The organism is Micromonospora haikouensis, assembly GCF_000876225.1.
GTDB classification, from domain to species: domain Bacteria; phylum Actinomycetota; class Actinomycetes; order Mycobacteriales; family Micromonosporaceae; genus Micromonospora; species Micromonospora haikouensis.
Genome location: NZ_JXSX01000001.1, coordinates 3,137,019 through 3,162,115, shown reverse-complemented (window position 1 = coordinate 3,162,115; position 25,097 = coordinate 3,137,019). Strand labels below are relative to the sequence as shown.

1 protein-coding gene is annotated in these 25,097 nt (G+C 75.6%); it reads right to left on the bottom strand.

All coding sequences use genetic code 11. From position 1 onward, the window contains the following. Positions 1-20 precede the first annotated feature (20 nt). Positions 21-25,097 (bottom strand): toxin glutamine deamidase domain-containing protein, encoded by a 25,077-nt coding sequence (locus tag TK50_RS13020; protein ID WP_043962989.1) that lies wholly within the window; start codon positions 25,095-25,097, stop codon positions 21-23.

Here is a 25,097-nt window from a genome sequence, read left to right as displayed (position 1 = left end):
GGGCACCGGGGCGGGCCGGTTCACCCCCGGTCCGGCACCGGGCGAGGGGTCCGGTTCCGGCGGCGGGGCGGGCTGCCGGGGCGGTCCGGTGCCGGATCGGGCGACGGGGCGGGTGTCGCCGGCTGCGCACCGGGCGGATAGACCGGCAGACCGGTGCCGCCGGCCGCCAGGACGTCACCGAGGCCCGGCACGACGACGGTGCCCGGCACGACCACACCCACCCATGCCGCACCCGGCGGAGCGGCACCGGTCGAACCGGCGTTCGGCCCGACGACGGGGTCGGGCACGGCATCCGGCGGGACGGCGGCGACGGCGGCGGGTCGATCACCGGCGGCGGACGGGGCCCGCTCGGGGCGCGGTCGGTGCCGGGCGTTCGGCTCGTCCGGCAGCATCCGGCTGGCCTCCTCGACGACGACGACCGGGGTGCCGGCGGCGGCGAGCGCGTCCAGGTCACGCGCCCCACCGTCGCCCGCCACCGCGTCCGGGTCGGTCGCGTAGCTGGCCAGCGAGCCGGGTTCGGCCCGGTCGACCAGGGCGGCGAAGTCGCGGGCCGGGAAGACGTACACCTGCGTGTCGCCCGGGGCGGTGAACGCGTCGGCGTCGACCACGAACTGACGTACCACCGGGCCGTCGCCGGGTGGCAGGCCGAGCTGCGCGACGTGGTCGGCCATCCCCCGGGCCACGCCGTACGCCGTCTCCGGCCGCGCGAACACGGCGACCGGGGCGTACGGGTCACCGCCCCGCACCCGGAGCTGGCCGGTGTCCGGGTCCTGGTGCAGGTCGGTCGACACGGCCCCCGCCGTGGCGTGGGTCGCTTCGGCGACGAGGTGCAGCCGGACCTGGCCCGGGCGGGGCCGCACCGGCTCGGGTCCGGCCGCCCCCGCAGCCGGTCGGGCCGGACCAGCCGGGACAGTCGGTCCAGCCGGCCGGTCGTCGAGGAGCCGGTTCGAGACGTCGCTCGGATCGCCGCCGGCATCGTCCCGGTTGACCAACCGGACGAGGTCGGCCCGACCGGCGGCGATGCCGTCGCGGACCTGTTGGGCGAGGCGGTGCATCGCGCGCAGGCGGGGCCGGTCCGGCTCTCCGCCGTCCCAGAGCACGGTCATCCGCTGGAGGGTGCGCACCAGCGTCATCCAGTCGGCGAGCGGACCCGGTGCGCCGGGGATCCCGGCGAGGCCGGCGCGACCGGGGTCGCGGCTGATCCGGAACGTGTCCAGGGCGGCGGTCGCCGTGCCGAGCAGGCCGTCGAGCATCGCCTCCCGGGTGTTCAACCGGAGGCGATCCAGCTGCAGGTCGGTGCGCAGACCCACCACGGCCAGCGCGTCGTCGAGCTTGGCGAGGGCGCGGTCGACCTCCGCCTGGTCGAGGCTGGGGAGCATGCCGCGGGCCAGTGCCTCGACGGCCCCGGCGGCCCGGTCGACCGCCGCGAGGTCCGGGTTGCCGTCGCCGAGCCCGCGAACCACCTCGTGGTACGCGTCGAGCGCCGCGGCGGCGGCCCCGAAGAGCCGTCCGCTGGCGATCGGGCCGGGGCCCTCCGGCGCGCCGAACCACAGCGCCCCGAGCGTCTGGGTCAGCAGTTGCCAGCCGTGCACCTGAATGATCGGCTCGTCCAGCGCGACCTCGGTGGCGGCCCGCAGCCGGGTCAGCTCGGCGCGGAACCGGGCCAGCGCCGCGACGTGGTCGGTGTCGTCCGGTCGGTGGCCGTCGACCAGCGGCGTCAGGTCGAGGTCCCGCTGGGCGGCCGGGGCCAGGTCGATCAGCGGCACCAGGTCGGCGATCGCGTCGAGCGTCCCGGTGGCGCGCGCGACGAGGGCTGCGCCATCGACGTCCCCGGTACGCCAGTGTCGCGCCCACTGGCCCACCAGCCAGCGGAACTCGCCGAGCACGCCGTTCACCTGTTCGGCGCGGGCGGTGAACGGGACGGCCAGGGTCGGCGTGGCGAGCACCGGCAGCAGCCGGACCAGGACGGCGGCGAGCTGGTAGACGACGACCGCCGCGGTCGTCTCGGTCGCACCGGCGGGCAGCGCGGCGACGGCCTGTCTCGCCTCGGCGATCCGCAGCAGCAGGTCGCCCCGCAGCTCCCGGCCGTCGTACACGCCCCCGACCGCACCCTGGGACGTCGGGTCGTCGGCGAACACCGGGCCGGGAAGCACCCGGCGCAGCGACAACCCGACCTGGATCTGGCCCTGCTCGCGGACCCCGTCGACGACCCCGTCGAAGACGGTGACCTCGGCACGTACCCGCGTCGGAAGGACCCCGACGGGAAGTCGGGCGTCGAGCTGGCCCCGGAGGAAGTCGGCGGCGGCGTCGGCGACGATGCGGGCCACGGCGCTGTCCCGGGAGTCGCCGAGCAGCTCCGGAGGCACCCCCAGCACCAGCCCGAACTCCAGCGCCGTGCCGTGCGCCACCGGTTGCGGCAAGCCGGCCAGCCAGGCGGTGACCAGCGCGGCCCGCATGGCGATCATCTCGCGGGTCTGTCCGGTCAGGACCGCCCAGTCGGTGACCGGTTCGGACGGGGTGAGCCGCTGGTGGTCCTCGGCGGTCGCTGGCGGCACGGTGTCGCCGAGCGACCTCAGGTCCCACGGTCGCCGGACCAACTCCACCCGGTCGAGGACCGTCCGGACGGCGTGGGCCGCCCTGACGCGGAACGGGTACTCGAACCCGGAGCGCTCCGGCAGGTCCTGCCACGCTCGGTTCAGCTCCGTCGCCGTGATCGACGGCATCGTCGGCGCTGCGGCCGTGGGCTGCTGCCCCGGCGGGTCCGTCGTGGTCTGCGGCGCGAGCGGCGCGACACCGATCCGTGGGATGACCGGGTCCACCCCACGGTACGCCCCGTCCGTGTCCGGCTCCCCGATCACCGCCGCCAACAGGTGCAGGTGCCGTGGCCGCAAGCCACCCCACCCCATCCCCCGCAACTGGGCGACCTCCTCCTCGGACAGCGCCGCCCGCTCCTCGTCGGTCACGGCGTCACCGGGAACCCTCGCCAGATCACCGAGAAGGCTGCCGGGCACGTCCGGCCGGTGCGACGCCGTGTCGTCGCGGTACTCGTCACGCAGGCCGAGCTGGTGAGCGAACTCGTGCACCAACTCCTCCTCCTCGGCGTCACGCCGCCAGTGGAACTGATCGGTCGGCCCCTCGTCGACCACCTCCACCCGCAGATGGGCATCCTCCGGAGAAGCCGCCCGCGCCACCGTCACATGCAGGTGATCACCATGCCCGTTCGGCAAGACGTACGCCGCCTCGTCGGCGTAGCCGTCACCGCTGAACACCCGGCGCACCCCCCGCTGAAGAGCCGCCAACACCGCATCGTCGGGATCACCGTCCAGCCACACCCGCACCGTCAGATCCGTCACCGGCTGACCGTCGTACCGGAATCGCCGCACCTCGAACCGCGCCACCACCTCGTACCGGTCGTCCGACTCGGGGTCGGGCCGGCTCACCGGATCCGACCAGTGGTGCTCACGAACCGCCACCGACGCCATCGCCCGCCGCACCGTCCACTCCACCGGCTCGTCGGCCTCACGCAACACGGCCCCGGTATCGGTGACCAGCCGAACCCAATCGGCGTCGTCGGACCCCTGCTCCGCCGGGCCCGGTGCGCCGCCCGGCTGCTCCACCTCCACCGCTGGAGCGGTGATCGCCGCACGCAGGTCGTCGGGGACGGCGCTCGTGCGGCCCGCCCGCTCCGGCCGGAACACCCGCCAGCCACCCACCTCGTCATCGTCGGTCGTGGACACCGTCCTGACCGCGCCGGTGCGCAGCGAGACCTCGATGTCCGCCCCGTGGGTCAGGACCACCGGCGTGATGAGAAGTCCCGGCTGGTCGGCCACCGTACGGCCGAGCACGTCGACCAGGGCCTGCGCCGCCAGGTACGGCCACGGATGCCCGATCAGGAGGATTCCCTCGACCGGCACCGACTGGGCGGCGACCGCCAGGACGACGTCTGCCGCCCAGCGGGGGACGTCGGCCGGCGCGTCGGGGCCGGCGAAGACCACCTGGTAGCCCGGCGGCGCCTGGACCAGCCGCGCAAGGTCGAGCACGGCCGGATCCTCGGTGCCCATGACAGCGGGAAGGGTGTGCTCCACGTCCGGCGGCATGACGTTCAGGTGAACCGTCACCGGGAGCGCCACGTCGACGCCGTCACTCTGCGGCGTGAGCACACCCTCGGGGCCGGTCGCCCATCGCGGTGCCGTCTCGGTGCCGGCGTCGTACGCCGCCGGCAGGAACTCCAGCCAGGGCCGGAGATCGTCGGGCCAGTCGACCCGTACGTCCCCCAACGCCGGATCCCAGCTCGCCGTAGCCTCCTCCGCCAGCGCGTAGACGGGCCGACCGGTGAGATCCGCGAGGCGTTGCAGGACGACGAAGTACTCGGGCCGGCTCGCCCGCTGGACGACACGGATCGCCGTCACCTCGTCGGCGATCGGCCACAGCGGACGCAGCGACCAGTCCGACTCGTCCAGCGGCAGCTCGACGGTGAGCAGCCCCACCGGGCCCTCGTTACGCCACATCGGCCAGAGCCGCTGGTCGGACGGCAACGCCAACTGGACCCCACCCGGCCGGTGCACCGCCGTGCCGGTGACCCGCAGCGCCTCGTCGAAGGCCGCCCCGGCCGCCCGCCGCAACGCGTCGGCCTCGGCCTCGGCGGCCGCGCCGTCGACGTGCTGCGCACCGAAGTACCGGACCTCCAGCACCATCAGCGGCAGCGCGCCGTTGGAGTGGTCGAGGCCGCTGAGCACGGTCATCCCGCCGTATCCCGCATGCTGGCCCACGAATGCGCCGAGGTAGTCGATGATCGAGCGGCGCTTGGTCTTGCCCTTCCTCTTGTAGACGAGGTGGCGGTTGTCGAAGAAGTCACCGGTCAGCTTGACGCCGGTCCTCAGCTCGTAGCGCTCCTCGAGGTCCGGAAACCGTGCCGTGAACACCGAGCGGAACAAGTTCTCGATCTCGGCGAAGTTCTCCCTGAAGAACGACGCCGCCGGATCCGACAACTCCCCGAGCAGCGCCCCCATGTCGTGCCGGGACAGCGCCGCCACGTTCTCCTTGACCAGACCCGGGTGCAGCCAGCGCCCGGTCACGCCTGCCGTGTTGGCGTAGAGCACGGTGGCGAAGCCGCGCAACTCCGCGACGTCCGCGGCGCTGCCCCCTTCGGCGGCGAAATGGGCGGCCACCACCTCGCCGAATCGCAGCGCGTCCTCCAGATGGGGACGGGCGTAGGAGGGCGCCACGCTCGTCGGGCTGCGCCAGGTGTGCTGGGCCACGTAGCGCAGGAACGAGTGCGCTCCGGCGAGCGGGACGCCGACGCTGTGGTGCACCCGGGCGCCGGGCTCGCTGTCCGACGGGCGCGGCCCGATCGACACCCGCTCCCCGAGCGGCGTCAGCACCACCTGGGAGAGGTGCCCGGCGGCCTGCACCTCGGCCAGCAGTTGCCCGAACGGGACGGGCCGGGTCAGCCCCGCCAGGGCGTGCCCCAACGCGGCCATCGACGGGAACAGCGACTCGTCGCCGCGATGCGCGTCCACCTCGGCGTCGGTGTCGGGCACGACACCGACGATGACCTCCAGGATGGCGACCTTCTCCGGGGTCCGCGCCGGCACCGGTGCACCGTCGACCTCCTCGTCCGTGCTGTCGATCGCCTCCGACACCGGCTGGCGGTAGAGCCGACCGTCGCCGCTGTCGCGGTAGTAGGTCTTGGTCTCCACCTCGATGACGATCGTCTGCGCGGGATCTGCCGCGAGCGCGCTTGTGCGGGCCAGATCGGGGAGGGATTCGCCGCCGGTGTCGTCGAACAGGTCGGCGGCGGCGCTGAGGTCGAGGGTCTCGAAGAACTCGAACTCCCCGCCGTGCCCCAGAACGGTCCGGTTCACCGGCGCGTCCACCATGGCCCGCGCCACCGAGGACGAGGCGACCGGCACGGACGCCTCCGCGTCGACCAGCGCCGCGGGATCGACCGCACCGTGCGGATCGATCAGGACGGCGCGGGCGGCGACCTCGGGACCCAACGCGTTCAGCCGCGGCAACCCGTTGCGCGCCGCGGCCTGCGGCAACACCACCGCACCCCGGTCACCACCGAGCTGAACCCACCGCACCGGGTCGGTGTCACCTTCCAGCCGGTAACCCGCGAAGGCATGCCCGGGCGCGCCACCGGGACGCTCCAACAACACGAAGGCAGCGCTGCCCGGTGCGGCGCCCTCAAGCGCCCTCTCGACCTGCGCCCAGGAATCCACCACGGCCCAGTCGGACCGGTCACCGGCGAACCCGCCGGCGAAGCGGACGCCGATCGTCGAGTCGTCACGCGTCCGGCCGACCCGTAGCCCCGGCCGGGTGAAACCGTCGATGCCGGGGTGCAGGACGGCGGCGAACCGGCGGGCCAGGGCCAGACACGACTGCGGGTCCTCGGGCGGGTTCCAGTAGTCCGCCGTCGATACGGTTGGATCCGGTCGGACTGCGGCCTGCGCGTCGAGGGTCTCCTGCACGGCCGTCTCCAGCCCGGCCAGGGTCAACGGGTGACGCCCCCGTCCGGCCGGCCGGGGCGGGGGCAGGGGGGCCGGATCGCTGGCGACGTCATCGGACCCGGCATCGCTCTCGGCAGCGGCCTCCTCCCGGAACCGGGCCAGGTCGAGCGCCTCGGCCCCCGGCAGCCACGCCTGGTAGTGGGCGTCCGCCAGGACGAGCAGCACGGGTGCGTCGCCGAGCCGGGCCTCGGTGCCGTCGAACCTCGGGTGGTAGACCGTCCGGGTCGACCAGCTGAGGGTCGCCGTTCCGTCGGGACCGACCGTCGGGATCCCGGTGGCCACCACCACCGGTCGGTCCAGTGCCGCCCCGAGCAGCAGGACGAGCAGGTCGCCGCGGTCGCTCGCCCAATCCGACCGCCAGTTCTCGACCGTCCAGACGAGTTGCCGGCGCACCAGGGCTTCCGTGCGGACGCCGTCGCCCAGCAGACCGTGGTCGGCGATCACCCGTTCCAACGCGGCGAGGCGGCCGGAGACGAGCAGGGTGTGGATCCGGGCGCGGAGCCCCTCGGCGACCCGCACGACCGAGGCCTGCAGACGGGTGGGCAGGGTCACGTCGACGGCCTGGCGGCTGTCGCGCCACGCCTGGATGTCGTCGAGGTCCGCACGGTGCGCGTCGGGCACCAGGTCCCGCACGTCGGACAGGGCGCTGAGGACCGCGGATTCGAGCAGGCAGAGGCCGTTGCGGTCGACGTCCACGATCTCCTGTGCGGCGGGCGGAGGAAGTGCGGTGAACTGGCTACCGGTGACCACACCGGCCGGGGCCGGTGGCGACGTCGACCCGGCCGGCGTCGACGCGCGGTCGGGCACGACGGTGGCCGGTTCGTCGGGCCGCGCGTCGGCAGCGTCGGCCGCCGGGGTGGGCCGCGCGACCGCCGCCGGGGGCCTCGGGGCGGGGCGTCCGCCGGGTGGTGCCGGGTCGGTGCCGTCGACCGCCGGGAGGTGACGCGGCTCGGCGACCGGATCCGACGCGGAGCCTCGGCCCAGGTGGCCGGCGGCCAGCGCCACCAGCCGTTCGACCTCGGCGCGCGCCTCCAGCCACCGTCGGCGGGCCGCGGCTTCCGCCTCGGCGCGTTCCGCCGCGTTCGCGGCGGCGGCCTTGGCGACCGTGTCGGCGGCGGTGCCGGCGTCCCCCGGAAACTCGGCGACCAGGGCGATCCGTTCCAGCTCCTGCCAGGTCTTCAGCGCCTTCCGCGCCTGCTTCGCGGCGTGGACCGCCTGCTCCAGGTACCCGGCCACGACCACCCGGTCGACGGGGGCACTCCCGGGCGCGTTGCCCGCCAGCAGGTGGTCGAGGGCGTCGGCCTGGTCGACCAGCACCGGCTGGGCGTCGGTCAGGCTCAGCTGCACGGCGGCACGGCGGGTGCCGGTGAGGTCGGTGTGCTCGGCGACGACGACAGTCTCGGTGGTCCACCACACCTTCGCCCGCGGGCCCTCGTCGTCCACTCCCATCCGCACCAGGTCGGTGCCGTGGCCGCTGGCCTCCTGCTGGCCGGAGTTGCCGGGCACGGAGACACCGAGGGCCGGCACGTATCCGGCCGACGTGCCCAGGGTGTCCGGCAGGGCGGCGTCGGCGCGGGCCGCCAGCCGGGCGTCGCCGTGCTGGCCGGCCCCGCCGACGCCGGAGGCTTCCTCGGCGGGCACGAGCACGGTGTCCAGCCGCACCGAGGTGACCCGGGTGTGCAGGACGAGGCGGTACCCCTCGGCGAGGGTGATCTCGTAGGGGCCGGCCATCCGGTGCGGGGTGGCGGCCCACAGGTGGGTCCGCGCCAGCAGGGTCATGAGCTGGTGGTTGATGGTCGACCCGGGTGCCCCGACCAGCGGATCGGCGCCGACGATCCGCAGCGCCCGCAGCGCGGCGGCCTGGAGGGCGGCGGCCCCGTTGAAGCCGAGCGCCGCGTAGCGGGCGGGCGGCGGGACGGCGGCGTCCCGCCAGGCAAGCCAGTTGTCGGCCGGGATCGTGACCAGCCGCAGCGGCCCGTCCGCGCCGTCCTCGGTCAGCGGGGCGTCGGTCACCTCGGCCGGGTCGGGCAGCACGGTGGCCGGGCCGGGCGGCTGGTAGGTGAGGTTCAGGTGTTCGGCGGCGGTCTCGGTGCGCAGCGGCACGGTGATCTCGTGCCGGCCGATCTCCTGCCGGCGGCGGTGGGCCGTGAAGACCAGGCGTTGCGGGCCGTAGTCGACCGGCAGCCACGGGCCGGGTGTCTCGACGGCGGTGACCGCGCTGTTGAAGGTGACGTCGCTGGAGCCGCCGGCGTCGGTGCGCCCCAGCGCCCCGAGCGCGTTGAGCGCCGTCCGCTCCCCGAGGTGCGCCACCGCAACCAGCTCGTCGGTGACGGCCTCGCTCGACTGGAGTCCGCCACCGATGCCGCTGACGGTGCTCAGCCCCAGGGTGCTGGTGCCCGCCCGCAGCTCACCCACCTGCGCCGGGCCGGTGGCGGGTACGGCCCGGACGACGATCTGCACCGCCGGGCGGCTGAGCAGCCTCGGATAGCGCAGCACGAAGCTCAGGCCGCCGTCGAAGAGGTCGCCCAGGTGCACGGCGAGGGTGACCGGGTCCGTGTGGTGCAGGACGGTGCCGATGTTCATGCTGGTGTTGCGGTCCTGGCCGACCAGTTCCATCCCCTCGTCTCCGCCGAGGCGCAGCGAACGCAGCCAGCCCAGCAGTGCCTGGCCGATGGCGGGAGTGTCCACCAGCCGGCTGGTCTGGTGCATCACCTGCACCGCCGGCGGGGTGACCTGACGCGGCAGCCGCCAGCCGTCCAGGGGAGTCCCGAGGGCCTGCCGGTACTCCTCGGCCGACATGTGGCCCAGCAGCGACACGTCGCCCACCTGCCGGTACCGGGTGAAGGTCCGGTCGGGCAGCACCCACTTGGGTTCGGTGAGCACCACGGCGAGGTGCACCCGCAGCCGGCCGTGCACGCCCAGCAGGACCGTCTGGGAGCCGGAGTGCTTGACGGTGCGTTCGACCTCGGCGGTGGCGAGGACCGCCTCGCCGGTGGTCCACTCGATCTGCCGCCGGCCGAACGCCCGCAGCGCCAGGGCCGCGGGTGGCTGCGTGGGGGTGCCGGCGGCCGGCTGGGTGGGGTTCGGCGCCGGCGGCTGCCCGCCCGGCGTCGTTTCGCCCGCGACCCCGTCCGGGCGGGTGGGCTCGGCGTGCGCGGCGTGCTCGGCGGCCCGCCACGCCACGCCGCCCCCGCCGACCTCCAGCCGGGCCTGCACGCCCCGTTCCGCGGTCGAACGGCGCACCGCGAAGCCGCCGACGGCGCTCTCGTACCCGTCGCCGGTGAGCGCGCCGGACGGCGTCTGGTCGTGCCCGATCACCTCGGCGAAGACGAACACCGTGACCGGCACGTCGTCGCCGAGGACCACGCTGGGGGCGTGCACCGGCTGGGGTTGCTGGGTCGCCGGTGCCAGCAGCGCCGCCAGGTGGCCCTGGTCGACGAAGGCGTTGAGCCACTGGTGCAGGGGGGTGCCGGGGATGTCGCCGCTGAACACCGTGCCCCGGCGGCGTCCGTCGGCGCCGGAGGGCAGGTGGCCGGCGTCCATGTAGTCGGCGGTGGCGCCCCGCAACGCGTCCAGCAGCTGGTTGCGCAACTCGGGCATGCCGTGGACGTGGTGGGTGACGGTGTGCTGGGCCAGCGCCGCGCCGAGGCGGCGCAGCTGCTGCCGCTGTGGGGTGACGAGCGGGGGCAGCAACTCGCCGAGGGCCTCGCGTAGCACGATGCCCGCGCTGGGCCCGCCGGCCGGGGTGGGCAGCGCGACCGGCTGCGGCTGCCCGGCCGCGATGGTCTGGGTGAACGGCACCGAGAAGCCGAGTTGCAGGTCGATGGTGGCGGCTCCGGCGAAGCGCAGTGGTTGCGCCTGTGCGGGTTGGTCGGCCAGCCACCGCCAGGCGTCGGCGAGGTAGCCGCGGTGCTCGACGATGACCGACGCCGACAGCTCCAACTGGACGTCGTCGACGAAGACGGCGACCGCGCCGTCGCCGATGCCGACGACACCGGCCTGGTTGCCCTGGGTCACCTCGATGACGTCCCGCCAGATGCGCTGGAGCCGCAGCCCGATCCCGGCGGCCCTGCCGATCGCGTCGCTGCCGACCGTGGCACCCAGCTGGAAGCCGGGCGCGACGCTGCGGATGGCCCGGTTCGTCGCCGCCTGACCCCGGCCCTGGGTGGTGCGCAGCTTCACCGTCGGCTCGTCGTCCTCCGAGTCGCTCGACTCGCTGTCGCTGGGTTCGGGGACGTCGGCGGTGACCGGGTCGGGGTGGGTGCCCCGCCGGCCGAGGTAGCGTGGTGCGGTGTCCGGGTGGCGACGCCGCAACCCGATCCGCACCTGCAGGGCCCGGCCGGAGAAGATGTCGCGCACCCGCAGCTCGATCAGCAGTTCGCCGTCGGCCGTGCCCAACAGTCGGGCCGAGTAGCGGCTGGGGCTGTTCTGCGCCGACAGGCGTTCCTCGTTGCCCAGCCGGTCCAGGGCCTGCCGGATCCGGGCGGTCTGCACCCGCGGGTTGTCCCAGTCGGGCAGGTACCGCCGGTACACCGCGTTGCGGTCGTCGTCGAACAGCTGCCGCAGCCGGGCGGCGACCAGGCGGGCGACCAGTTCCCCGCCGTGCAGGAACCCGCGCCCGATCCGCAGCCGGTCGCCCCGCCACAGGTAGTCGGGCAGGGTGCGCGCGTCGGCCGGGTCGTCCTCGACGATGGCCGCCAGCAGGGCGACGAGGTCGCGGTCGGGCCGGTTCGACGGCGTGGCCTCGGCGAGCGCGGTCACGTGCCGCTGCGGCACGACCAGCAGCGTCCGCACCGACACCGGTTGCGACCCGTGCCGCAGCCCCCGGTGGGCCAGCGACCGGCTGACCGAGCGGTGCATGCTCCACTGCAGCGTGCCGGTGTACTCGGCCAGGTAGAGCCCCAGGACGTGGTCGCCCGTCTCCGCCCCGGCGGCGGTCTCGAACTGCGGCGCGAGGACCTGCGCGCGCCGGTCGACGACCGAGATGCTCGGCCCGGCCGAGAGCCGGAACAGGCCGAACGCCCGGCCGATCAGCACGGCGAGGAATCCGCCCCGGTCCGACGCGGACTGCACCGACTGCCCCTCGGTGACCGAGGCCACCGAGCGCAGCACCGCCGACTCGGGCAACTCACCGATCGGGGTCAACCGGGTCAGCCGCAGCGCGGGCCGGACCCCCTGGGCGTAGCCGGGTCGCCGCAGCCACGACGAGCTGGTCGCGGTCAGACCGGTCGCGCCGGGCTGCACCGCGTTGAGGGCCCGCTGGCCGCCCCAGAGCCGCCACACCCTGATGTTGCGACCGCGATGGACCACCTCGGGGATGCCGGCGAGCACAGCGGTGGTCAGGGCGCCGTCGTCGACGACGTGCGCCGGGTAGGCGGCGTCCCGGAGGAAGATCGCCCCGGCGGGACTCACCGCGAGCTGGTTGCCGTCGCTGATCGGCCGCATCGTGGCCAGCACCTCGGGGGTACGGAACCAGAAGTGGTCGCCGGCCTCGGGCACCCACGTCGCCGGGATGTCGTCCCAGGTCGGCGGCACGGGCCGCTCGGTGATCTCCACCTGGACGAACACGGCGCTGCGGGTGAGGAACGAGTCGGGCACCCCGATCAGCATCCCGTTGTCCCCGGTGGTGAGGGACTGCCCGATCGTGCGGACCGCCCGGCTGCTCATCACGCCGCCGACGACGGTCACCCCGACGGCGTCGGTGGGGATCGGCACCACGACCCGGGCGGTGGTGGCCTGCGGCTGCGCCCACGCCGACGCCGACACGGCGGTGGTCCGGCGGTCCTCGATGCTGGCCAGTCCGGGGGCGAGCCGCACGTCGTCGGTGTCGCTCGGGCGGGGCACGAGCCGCACCCAGGCGAACCGCCTGTTCCGGCCCACCCGGACCGGGTGGCCGGAGCCGTGGTGCAGGAACGCGGCGGGGTCGGTGGAAAGCTCGTGCAGCAGGGTGCGGGCGGTGGGCATGGTCACGCCCACCGCGCGCAACCGCCGGGCCACCTGGGTGCCGAGCACGGTGTGCCAGGCCGGGTGGTCGGTGTGCGGCGTCCCGATCAGCAGCGGCTGCGCGGTGATCGCGGTGCGGACCGCGGTGACCTGCTCCGAGGTGGGTTCCCGGCCCGGCACCCGGCGGGCCTCGCCGGTCGGGTCGAGCAGCAGCACCTGGGCCTTGCCGGTGGACAGCGCCTGGGTCAGGTCGGCGTCGCTGAGTTCGGCGGCGTCGACTCCGACGACCGTGAGCTGGGCCGGCACCGTCGCCAGCCCCGGCTCGACGACGAACATGAGCAGCCGCGCGGGTTCCTCGGCACGGGGCAGGTACGCCAGCGCCAGCGAGCCCGGCGACGCGCGGAGGGCGTCGATGGTGGCCGCGACGTCGTGCAGCGGTTCGAACTGCCCGCCCAGGGCGGCGGCCAGGGTGCCGGGGATCGTCTCCGGGGTGACCGTCAACTGCGCGCCGAGCGCGCGGGGGGCCCGCCCGAAGTAGCCGTCGACCAGCCGCACCATGGCCTGGAACAGGTCGGTGGCGTCGGCCACGGCCAGCGCCGGGTCGGCGACGGCCCGGATGAGCCCGGCCGGCGACGGGGCCAGGAAGTCGGCCAGGTCCATCGCGTCGCCGCGGGCGTCCACCGCCAGCACGGTGGTGCCGGCGCGGGTCAGCGCCGTGGCGGTGACCGGGTCGTCGGCGGCGGAGCCGGTGAACACCCCCGGCCGGCCGGGGTCGACCACCCGGGGCACCACGGCACCGCCCCGGTCGTCGGCGACCAGCCAGAACACCCGGGCGGGCGCGTCCGGCAGCCGGTCGTGGACCAGGACCATCGCGCCGGGTCGGCGGGTCAGCGCCTGGAGCAGCGAGCCCGGGTGGCCGGCGTCGAGTTCCACCGGCCGCCCGCCCAGTGCCCGGTGGAACCCGTCCAGGCTCAGCCCGGTCACCGCAGTGCCGGTCACCGGGCGGGCACCGATCCGCCCGTGCAGGACGAGGTACGCGCCGACCGCCCGGACCCGGGAGCTGGCCTCGCCGGCGGTGGCCTCGTCGACCTGCACCACGTCGACCCAGTCGGCGAGCCGGGGCAGGGACGGCCGGCCCCGACGTACCTGCCCGCCTGCGGCCAGGCGGGCCGCCGGCAGCCGGCGCAGCGCCTCCCCGACGGCGGCCACCGCCGCCGGCGACGGCCCGGCCGGGACGGGGTTCGTCACCGCCGAGGAGTCGGCGGCGTCCGTGGCGTCCGGCGGGGTCGCCTGGTCCTCGGTCGCCGCCGAGCCCGAGCCCGGGTCCGGGTCCCGGCCCGGAGGCGGGTCCTCCCCCAGGTCCGAGCCTCGGTCCGGGGACGGCTCCCAGTACGAGTACGGGTACGGGTCCCGGGCCAGATCCGGGTCCTGATCCGGGTCCTGATCCTGATCCGGGTCCTGATCCTGATCCGGGTCCGGGCTCTGGTCCGGGGCGGACTCGACCCGGCCGCCGAGGACGCGTCGTCCGGTGGCGACGCTGACGCCCACTGTCCGTCCCCCGAACAGCAGCATCGACAACGGGCCGGGCAGCTCGTCCGGGTCGAGCGCGGTCAGCCGGGCGCCTGGCTCGGCATCCGGGCGCACCAGCGTCAAGGCGCCGTCGGGGGCGCGGTGGACGAGGGCCACGGCGTCGTCGCGCCAGGCCGGGGCGACCGAGTTGGCCGGCAGCCGGCCCAGGGCCGCGGCCGTCACCCGGGTGACCGTCGCGGCGAGCCGCCGGGCCAGCACCGTCGGGTCCTGCCCGGCCGGGCCGGGCAGACCGAGCCGGGTGAGCACGTGCCCCACCGACTGCCCGCCGGGGTGCCCGTGGACGGCGGCGCGCAGCCGGTCCATCCCGAACAGGGCCGAGGCGAGCCGGTCGGCCCGCTCCGCCGGTTTGCCGATCGGCAGACCCGGCAGGCGGCGCAGCAGGCTGACGCCGTCGAGCCAGATCCGCGAGCCCAGCTCCCGAGTCCGTTCGTTGACCGCGCGGGCCAGCACTTCCAGGTCGGCGGCGACCGCCGCGACCGCGCGGTTGACCAGTCGGAACGCTATGAAGTCCGTCATCACGTCGGCGGCACCGGTGCTCGGCAGGGGACGGTAGGCCCGCCATTGCAGGTCGTCGGTCCGCACCAACACGACGGCCATGTGCGCGGCGAGCGCACGGGCGAAGGCCTCCGCTGCCCGGCTGTGGTCGAGCAGCACGACGATGGGGGGGCCGGCGGCGGTCTCCGGCAGGATCGCCCGGTACGCGCCGGCGGGCAGCGCGCCGCGCCCGTCGGGTCGCCCCGTGGTCACCCCGCCGCCGGTCACCACGCCGGGCTCGATGACGAGCCCCCGCTCGCCGAGCAGCGGGGCCAGCCCCAGGGACCACACCTCGTGGGGCAGGACCCGCAGCAGCGGCCCGTCCTGGTAGGGGATCGCCATCAACTCCGGCTGCAGCGACCCGTTGAACGCCTGCCCGGTGTCGTCAGCCGGTGGGGTGACCTCCCACGCGAGCACCCGCCTGGCGGTGATCCGGCCGGCGGCTGCCGAGGTGATCTCGACGGCCGACACGTGAGCGCCGAGCCACCAGGCCGGTCCGACCGGAGCACCGACCGGAGCCAGCCAGTCGGAAACCAAGGTGCGGTCGACCGGAGCGATCCCGTGCCGGCGCAGCGGATTGTCGGTGACCGGCTGCCCGACGCCGACGAGGCGGGCCAGTTCGAGCAGCGCCTCCCGCTCCGCAGGGGTCAGGTCCCTGGCGAACTCGGTCGGCAGGACCGCGCCGACCGGTCCTTCGTCGCTCACCAGGAGGTCGTGTCCGGCCTCGGCCAGCGCCTCTCCGTCGACGAGCCAGCCGCGCAGGACGGGCTCCCCGTCGGGGCCGGCTGTCGTGACCCGCTGCACCGAACCGGCCGGCAGGACGTACAGGTGGTCGTCGGCGGTGATCTCGTCGACGGCGACGAAGGCGACGTCGGTGACCCTGGACCCAGGGGTGCCGCCGTCCTCCCAGGCGGCCACCGTCTCGACCAGGAACCGCACGGCGGCCTGCGGCAACGGCAGCATCGGCGGCGCCGGCTCGTACACCTGCATGAGCTCCGGGTCCGTGACGGCCACACCGGCGACGACGAACGACAGGTCCGCGCCGGTCAGCACGCCGATCCGCTGGTCATCGTCGGACCGCGTGTACGCCGTCCAGGTCCCGGGGTCGCCGGACTCGGTGCGGGCCACCACCGCGTACACCGAGTCGAAGATCACCGGGATCTCCTCGATCGAGTCGACCTCGCCGGGCACCACGACGATCCGGGTCCCCCCGGGCAGCCGCCCCGTCAGGACCGCCACCGCTTCGGCCTGGTCGGCTCCCGCCTGGACGCTGTCGACGACGTCGTCCAGTTCGGACACCGGTGCCACGGCCACCCGGAACGCCGCACGCAGGGCGGCCGGCAGGCCGGAGCGGCCGGGTGACCAGAGCACCGCGCCGTCGCCGTAGCGGTCGACGGTGGGCACGGCGGACGCCGGCATGCCCACGGCGAGCACGGACCGCCCGTCGCCGGCCGGGAACTCCACGGCGGCCATCTCGGTGCCCAACCACACCAGCGCGCGGGCGTCGTCGTCCCCATCCGGGTCCACGTCCACCGTCCAGCCGAGGCTGCGCCACGACGGGTGCTCGCGGACCGTCCGGGCCAGCTCCTCGACGTGGTCGGGCGCGATCGGCAAACCACCCAGATCCCGGTGGTACGAGGCGGGGTGCCCCACGTCCGTCGCCCGCGCCGCACGGCCCAGGTCCGGCGTCCAGTGGACGATCGGGCCGGTCGCGATCCGGTCCCGGATGAAATCCGTCACCGGGGCGACGGTGGCCGAGTCCGTCACGACCAGGTGGAGCCGCTCGCCCGACCACCGGCGGAGCACCCGGACCTGGTCGACGGGCACCCGCACCGTCAGGCCGTCGTGGTGCCCGTCCTGGTCGCCGAGTAGCAGCAGCCCGTCGTGGCCGGCGTCTGCCAGGGACGGCTCCCGCCCGTCCAGGTGGAGGTGGATCTGGCCGTCGACCACCTCCTGCCCGTACGGCTGGCCGAGCATCTCGAAGACCGCGCGGACCAGCTCGGTCTGGGCCGCTGTCCGGCGGTGGGCCGTGGCCGCGCCGAGCACCACGGCGTCGAACTCCTGCCGGAGCTGGCGCAGCAGGCTGGCGCTGTCCGGGCCGGTCAGCTCCACCGCCCACCCGGGGAGCTGGTAGACGGCGGTCCAACCGGCCAGGTCGGCGTCAGGCGCGAGCACGCCGACGCCCTGCTCCAGCAGCCGCTGGACGAACGGGCTGCCCACCGGCGGCGACCGGTCGAGCAGGACGACCCGCGGATGCGCCCGCAGCGCGTCGTTCCCGAGCACCTCGTCGACGGTCACCTCCCAGCCGTCGCCGGTCAGCCGGTCGCCGTCGAGCTGCCCGACGGCGACGACCAACCCCCGACCGTCCAGGTCGTCGAGGTGGGGGATGGTCACCGCCGCCCGGGGCTGTGGGGGGCGGGGGACGAAGTAGACCACCGGGTAGTCGACGATCCCCCGGGCGGTGTCGTCGACCAGCAACATCGCGTCGGCCGGTGTGTCGACGGCGTGGGTCCAGACCACCCCCTCTTCGGTGGACCGGCCGGCGAGGACCTCCTGCGCCCGCGTCAGCGCGGCGGCCGGCACCGGCGCGAAGCGGTGACTGGCCCCCGGCCAGGGGCCCGGGTGCTCGTCGACGAGCAGCGCCACCTGGTCCCGGTGCGCCAGGGCCAGCAGGAACGGGTCCCACGGATAGGTGCGGTCCGGATCGAGGACCGCCAGCCAGGACCGGATGCTCGACCATGGCTCGCCCACCACCCGCCAGGTGTCGGGGTTGTCGGCGGCGTACCTGCCGTCGAGGAGGAACTGCCGCACCCGTATCCCGCCCCGGTCGACCTGGAAGGACTGCACCAGCTCCGGACGGGGGTCGGTGATCTCGATGACCACGCGGTGCCTCGGCAGCACGTGCGGGTCGACCACCAGGACCCCGGCCTCCCGCAACCCCGCGTGAAGCTCCTCGGCGTCGATCGTCGCCTCCCGGTTGACCAGGAGTCGCACGGGTTCGGTCGGCGCGGCCAGCAGCCCGCTGTCGAAGATCTCGGTGAGCCAGTCGCCGTTGTCATAGACCTGCAGGTCGGGGTTGGCGAGCAGCGCCTCGGCCAGTTGGCGGCTCTCGGCGGGGCCGGCGGCGTGCATGGTCGCCCGGGCGAACGCCTCCTCGAGGGTGCCGACGAACAGGTCCACCTCGGCGCCGGTGACCGCGCTGGCGCCGAGCACGGTCCACTGGACGTCGACGGGCAGGAGCGCCGGCAGGACGACGATGGCGGAGGCCCGCACCGCCTGGACGAAGCCGGACCCGACCGCCGTGGCGCGGTCGAGGTCGGGGAGGAACAGCACCCGGGTGCCGCCGTCGACGACGGGCAGGCGGGCCAGGTAGTCGGCTGCGGTGTAGCGGACGCCGCCCGGCGTGACCAGGACGTCCGACGCATCGGCGTCCAGCACGCCGGGTTGCAGGACGATGCGGTCCGCGCCCCGCCAGCCGTACCGCTGCACGTAGGACCCGATGTCCCGGGACAGCAGCCGCCACGGGTACGCCATGATCAGCTCGCGGACCTGGTCGTGCAACCAGTAGTCGGCCGGCGGCGTGTCCGGAGGCATCCTGGTCAGCGCGGCCAACGCGGTGGCGTACGCGGGGCTCTCCCCGAAGGTCTCCCACAGGGTGTCGCGGATCGTGCCGACCACGCGCGAGCGCAGCAGCTCGCGTTCGGCCTCGTCGAGCGGTCCGGCGTCGTCCTGGTCGTCCCGCTCGGCCTGGACCCTGGCCGTCTCGGTCCGCTCCGTGTCGTCGATCCGGAACAGCCACGCCCGCCGGATCATCTCGGGCGGGTCCACGATCGGCTGGGCCACCGGCCCGTCGGTGAAGTCGTTGCGCCACGACGACAGCACGGTGACCAGGCCCGGGTCGACGTCGAGCGTCGAACCCGCCGGCAGCTCGACCAGCGCCTCCACCTCCAGCGCCGGCTGGTCCTCGACGGCGGGCAACGACACCCGGACCAGCCGGGCCGCGTCGTTCGGGGCAGCCACGGTCAGTTCCACCGAGCCCACCCCGGTGGCGTCGGAGGCCACCAGCGGCCATCCGCCGTGCAGCAGCCAGCCCCGGTGCCCGCCGAGGCCGTCGACCAGACCGGTGTCGGCGACGATCACCCGCCGCGCCGGGCCGGGCGGGGGGAACTCCGCGCCGAGCCGCTCGACCTGCCGCTGCGCCGCCGCCCGGAACTCCTCCTCCTGCCGCACCCGCTCCTCGTGCCGCCGGTCCTGCTGGAAGCGCGCGTACGTCGGGGGCTGGTCGTCGGGGGCTGGCCCGACCACCGGTTCCGGGGCCGCCGACGGGGTGAAGTGGGGCAGCCCGTCGCGCCACGCCGCGTCACCGAGCAGCGTCCCCACGGTGTAGCCGGGCGGCGCGACGTACGCCTGCCGGACCCGGTCGGCGAGGCTGGCCAGGTGAGCCTGCGCAAGCTGCCCGGGAGGCGGCGCGGGGAGCCGGAACCGCAGCCGGGGAGTGCGTACCGGCTCGGTGGGCACCTGGTGCTGGCGCATGGTCACCACGCTCAGGTGGGTCGGCGCTGCCCACCCCCCGTCCAGCCGGCGTCGCAGCTCCCGCTCGACGGAGCGACCGAACGCCACCGCGTGGGCGTCGTCGTCACTGACCACGGTGAGCACCATCGGCGCACGGGGGTCGACGGCCACGGCCGGGGTCCACCGGATGCCGGAGGGACCGCCCGCGAACACGGCGTCCAGCACCGCCCCGGGTGGCACGCGCTCGCCGAACAGCAGGGCGTACTGCCCGTCGGCGAGCACGACGAGCAGGTGTTCGCCGGGCAGGTCGACCGCGTCGACCTGTCGGATGAGCGTGGTCACCGGCACGGGCTGGTCGTCGTCTTCCCCCGGCCACAGCACGCCCCGCTGCTTCGGGGTGCGCAGCACCCCCTGCCACCCGGGCCCCTTCTCGTTGTCGCCCGTCTCGACGGACCGGCCGCCGTCGTCCGGACCGGCCAGGGCGGTGGGAACCCACGCGTCGTAGTGGTCGCGTCCGTTGTAGAGCAGCTGCACCGGCTCCCCCGCGCCGTCCGGCCACAGCACCGTGGCCGACGGCGGGTCGAGCCGCCCCTGCCACACCGGCCGGCCGAGCGCCGCGCCGATCACCAGGGGCAGCACGTCGCCGGCCCGGCCACCGGCCGCCCCACCGTCCTCGACGGGCAGCGGTCGCCGCCAGTCCCAGGTGTCGACCACGTCGAGCAGGGTGGCCTGCACGTCGTGCCCCGCCGGGAAGAGCCAGGTCGTGGCCACGTGGTCGAACAACTCGGTCATCGTCGGTGAGGGGTCGGCCACCCGCCGCCGGACCTCCTCGCGCAACGCCGCGTCGATGTCGCTCAGATCGACGTCGTGGCGGCGCGAGCGGCGTACCCGCAGCAGCCGGTCCACCGCGTCCGCCGGCATGCCCGCGATGCCGGCCATCGCCTCGGGCACCGCGACGGCGACCGCGCTGAGCAGGCAGAGTCCGTCCCCGACGATGGGGACCCGGTCCCACCGGGTCGGCGGCAGCGGCGCGTTGGTCAGCCGTACGCCGGCCGGGTCGGCGGCGTCGGCCCGGCTGGCGTACCCGGCGAAGGGCACCGCGACCGTCGCGTCCGGCTGGTCCGGGTCGACGATCTCGTCGTTGACCACGTCCCACGCCCCGGTGCCGTCGGGCACGAACAGCGCCCACGGCCGGCCGTCGACCGACAGCGGCAGGTGTCCCGCCGGCCCGGCCTCCACGACCAGGTCACCTTCGGGGGCGAACACGTCGGTGTCGCGCAGGTCGGCCAGGCGCTGCACCGACCGTGCGCCGATCCGACCGGCCGCGCAGGAGAGCAGCGCCAGCCGCTGGCCGTCGCGCTCGGGCGAATCCAGCAGGGTGTGCAGGTCGTCGACGGTCAGCTTCGCCTCGCTCGTGCTGCCGTCCGGGTGGCGCAGCGGCACCCGGAACCGCTCGCCGGCCCCGTGCACCAGCACCGTCACGGCGTCGGTCACATCGGGCAGCCGCGGGTCCCCGGCCAGCCGGTTCCACTCCCGGTGCGACAGCAGGGCGATGCTCCCCGGTCGGCCGGGGACGTCGTGCGTCACCACCTGACCGTCGCCGATCCACCACGTCCCGTCCGGCTTGCGCCGCAGCCGGCCCGGGGTGGGCCGGCCGGACCGGCCGGCCGGGGCGGAGGCGCGCAGCCGACGCCGGTCCCGGCCGGTACGGTCGGCCCGCGCGGTGTCCCGGCGGGGGCTGCGGCTGGTGAACTCGGCCCCCGGCTCGGTCCAGAGCACCGCCCGGCGGCGCTGCTGGGCCGTCGTCGGGCGTCGCAGGCCGCCGGGGCTCTTGGACCGGCCGGCGCCCCGGCTGGTCTGTTCGATCCGCACCATCCCCGGAGGAATGCCCTCGGCCTTCAGTTGCGCCGCCACCTTTGTGGCGACCAGCTCCGCCAGCGAGGCGGCCCGCTTCCGGCCGGTCCGGCCGGCCCACAGCCGCAGCCGCCCCGTGCCGTTGCCGCCGCCCTCGATCCGGATCCGCACCACCCGGGGCCGGTCGGACTCCCACGCGCGGCGGACCTGCGCGACCGCCTGGTCGACGAACAGGTCCAGCTCGGCCCGCCGGCCGTTGCCGACCGCCCGCTCGCCCGGGGCGAAGTCCACCGTGACCGGGTCCGGCGGGCCGGCGTCCTCGTCGGGGGTGTGCCGGACCGGGACGACGGCCCGGTCGAACCGGCCGCCGACCGCCGTCGCGACGTTGCCCAACCAGCCCTGGACCTCGTCCGGGGTCGCCGCCGGACGGGCCGCGCCCATGAACTGCGCCGACCGGTCGGTGACCTGCCAGCGCCGCGCCGACTCGTTCCAGGTCAGTTCGCCGCCGACCCGCGCGTGCCGCTCGATGGCCCGGCCCCGCGCGTCGAAGCCGACCGCGAGGCCGGCGTGGCCCTGGCCGCCGAGCTGTTCGCGCAGCCGCTCGGCGGTCAGCTCCGGATCGTGCTGCCGCATGCCCGCCAGCAGGGCCCGGAAGTCCCGTTGCCGCATCGCCGCGGCGGCGTCGGCGGCGCCGAGGTAGACCTCGCCGTCCTCGGCCACCACGTAGAGCCAGGTGCGGGCCCGCGCCGGGTCGAGCAGGTGGGCCGGGAAGTCCGCCAGCCGGTACCAGAGCGGATTCAGCCGTACGTCACCGGCATCGTCGCGTTCGCCGGGCGTGATGCGGGCCGACCGCACCGCGGGCCCGAAGACGCCGTCGAGATCCGCGTCGGGAAGTACGGGGAGGTCGGGGACGTCCGTGACCGCCGGGTTGACCGACGAGGCGTCGTAGTGGCTGCCGTTGTGGTAGACGGTCACCGGGGCCTCGTCCAGTGGCCCGTACACCACGCGCTCACGGCCGTCGCTGCGGCCGCGCACGCTCAGCGGCAGGTCGAGGGCGTGCGCCAGCAGCGGCAGCATGGCCGTGCCGACCGGTTCCACCCAGGAGTTCGACCAGTCGGCCACCGCTTCCTGCAACACGCCGAACTCGTCGTCGGTCAACGGCCCGGAATGGCCGGCATACCTGTCGAGGTACGTGGCGAACAGTTCGTCGTCGGCCACCTCGGTCAGGGCCGGGTCGTGCCGGCGAAGCTCGGCGAGCCGGGCCGCCCGGGAGACCGGGTCCGGGTTCTCCCGCTCCCGGTCGGCCAGCGCGAAGCGGACCGCCGGGATCAGGGCCGGCAGGGTGTCCCGGTGGGTGGTCAGATACTGGGCGACGAGCGTGGCCAGGGCGGCGGCCACGAGGTCCGGCGGGGAGCCCTCGGGCACCGGCGTGAGGTCGGTGGAGTACGCCTCGGCGTGCCGGCTCATCGCCGCCCGAACGTCGTCGGTGTCGGCCAGCCAGCTCCGCAGCTCAGGCGACAGCAGCCCGGCCCGGGCCAGCCGGTGCGCCACCAGCCCCGGGGACGAGGTGAGGACGGCGTAGAGCAGGCAGCGCCCGTCCGCCGGCACCCGCACCAGGTCGGCCGGCAGGTCCGATGAGGAGGCGGCGACCTGCTCGACCGGCGCGGCGACCACCGGGTCGACCGGCGCGGCGTTCGTGCGCTCCGCCACCGGCGGCACCGCCGCCTCGCGCGGGTCCGGCCGGGCCGGGTTTGGCGAAGCCGGACCGAGTGGAGGCGGGTCCAGTGGGGCCGGGTTCGCCACGGCGGGTGCCGGGGGCGCCGCCTCCGGGCGGGACCTGCCGTACCGGGCGCTGGTGGCCGGGTCCACCAGCGCCCGTACGGTCGCCGTGTCCTCCGGTGTCGCCGGCACGGGGGTGCCCTGCCCGTCCAGCACGATGACCTGGGCACCCACCGGCAGCTCCGGCGGCTTGCCGACCGGCCGGACCCGCCGCTCCGGCGGCGCCTGGGTCTCCACCCAGAACAGCTCGCCGCCGTCGTTGACCAGGGCGAAGGCGTGGCGGGGGGCGTTCGGCGGCTCCACCAGCACCGCCGCCACCGCGTTCGGTCCGGCCTCGCCGACCCGGCCGACGACCTGCGCCCAGTCGGCGACCGGCTGCCAGTCGACGCCGAGCCGCGCGGCGAGCTCCCGCTCCGGGCGCGCCGGGTCGAGCGTGGCGTCGTCCCGGGTCACCCGGGCCGCCCGGGGCGCCGCCGAGAACTCGTCGACCACGGCCGCCAGCCGGACCACGCAGTCCGCGGCCGTGCCGTCGTAGGGCGGCAGCACCCCGGTCAGGCGTTGTTCCAGGGCCGCCTGGCGGCCGACGACGGGGCCGCCGGTCGCGGTCACCTCGCCCACCGACACCGGCTGCGGCCCGGGTGCCGACGACGCACCGGACGCCGGGGCGGTCACCGGCTGCGGCCCGGGTGCCGACCCGCCGACCGGCTGCGGCCCGCCCGCCCAGGAGCCGGAAGCGGATCGGCCCGGCGCGGTGGGCTCGGCCCCGGACGTCCGCCCACCACCCGCCGGCCCGCCGGCTCCGGCCTCCGCCGCGCCGGCCGGGACCGGCCCGGGCCCGCCGGCTCGGGTGCCGGAGAGCGCGCCGCCGGCCGCGCCCGGCTGACCGGCGGCCGGGCCGGACGAGGCGGGCAGGCCGGGTGGGGACGCGGGCGGGCCCGCCGACGCAGCCATCCCGGGCGCGGTGGACAGGCCGGGCGGGGTCGACAGGCCGGCGGTGCCTCCGGCGGCGAGGGCCGTCGGGTCCACCGGCTCCGGGCCGGTCGGCTCCCCGGGCGGCGTCGGCCCCCCGGCGGCCCGCCCGGCCGCGTCGGCGTCGACCTCGACGGGGCCGCTTCCGGTGCCCGTCCGGGCCGCCGGCCCGGCCCCACCGCTCCCGCCGGCACCGGTGCCCGCCCCGCCCCGGCCGGCACCGCCCGGCGTCGTGCCGCCGGCGCCGTTGCCGCCCGCCCCGGTCAGGGCGGCGCCCACGCCGGGCACGGCGGCCACCGCGTCGCCGTACGACGGCGGGCCGTCGTAGGCCGGCAGGCGGACCGGGTCGTACGCCGGCGGCGGCTCCTCGACCGCACCGGGGGGCGTCGACGGCTTCTTCTCCGGAAGCGTCGGCGGCTTCTCCTCGGGGAACGCCGACGACTTCGCCGTCCGGTCCCGGTCGCCTCCGGTCGTCTTGCGCAACTCGTGCCCGATGGCCGAGCCGGCGACGCTCGCCAGCCCCGACATCGCGCCCGCGACGACGGCCGCCCCGTCGGCGTCCCACTCGCCGGTCGTGATGCCGTTGTAGAGGAACTCGGTCAGCCACTCGCTGACGCCCTCGTTGAGGACCTCCTGGGCCGCCTCGCCGGGCCGGAACCCGTGCGGGTCCGGGGTGTTCGACGATGCCGACAGCCCGACCCGCCGGCCCACGTTCGTCGACCGGGCCAGCCGCTCCAGGCCCTGCATGAGCCCGCCCAGGCCGAGGCCGACCGCGCCGCCCAGCGAGCCGACCTCGGCGGCGGCGCGGGTCAGCTCGTCGTTCCAGCCGTCCCGGGTGTGGTTGCGGATCTGGTAGAGCTGCACCAGCCGGTCCATCACCGTCTGCAGACCGATCCCTACGGCCTGCGCCATGGCCACCTGGAACAGGACCCGGGTGGTGACGTTCTGGAAGATGATCCGCATGATCACCCGGCCGACCGCCAGCCGGGCCAGGGCGGCGGCCGGGTTGATCCAGGCGATCGCCAGGGCCGCCAGCAGCTCCAGCATCAGCGCGAGCAGCGAGGCGATGATCATCAGCTTGGCGTACTGCACCTCGGTCGCGGTGCCCCGGTAGCTGTCGCCCATCCGGTTGGTGTACTTCGACACCAGGCCGAGGTAGCCCGGGCTGTGCAGGACGTAGCGCTCCATCGTGTCGACGAAGGAGTCCTCGGCCTGCCCGTTGACCCCGGCCCGGTACGCCCGCACCCCGTCGCCGAACGTCTCGCTCGATGCGGCCACCTGCTCGGCGGCCCGGCGCAGCTCCTCGGCGGTGGCGAAGAGGTTGGTCTCGTCGGCCCTCGGGAACTTCTCCCCGATCAGGAAGCGTAGGAAGTTGGCCAGCTCGGCCGAAACCTCGATCGCCAC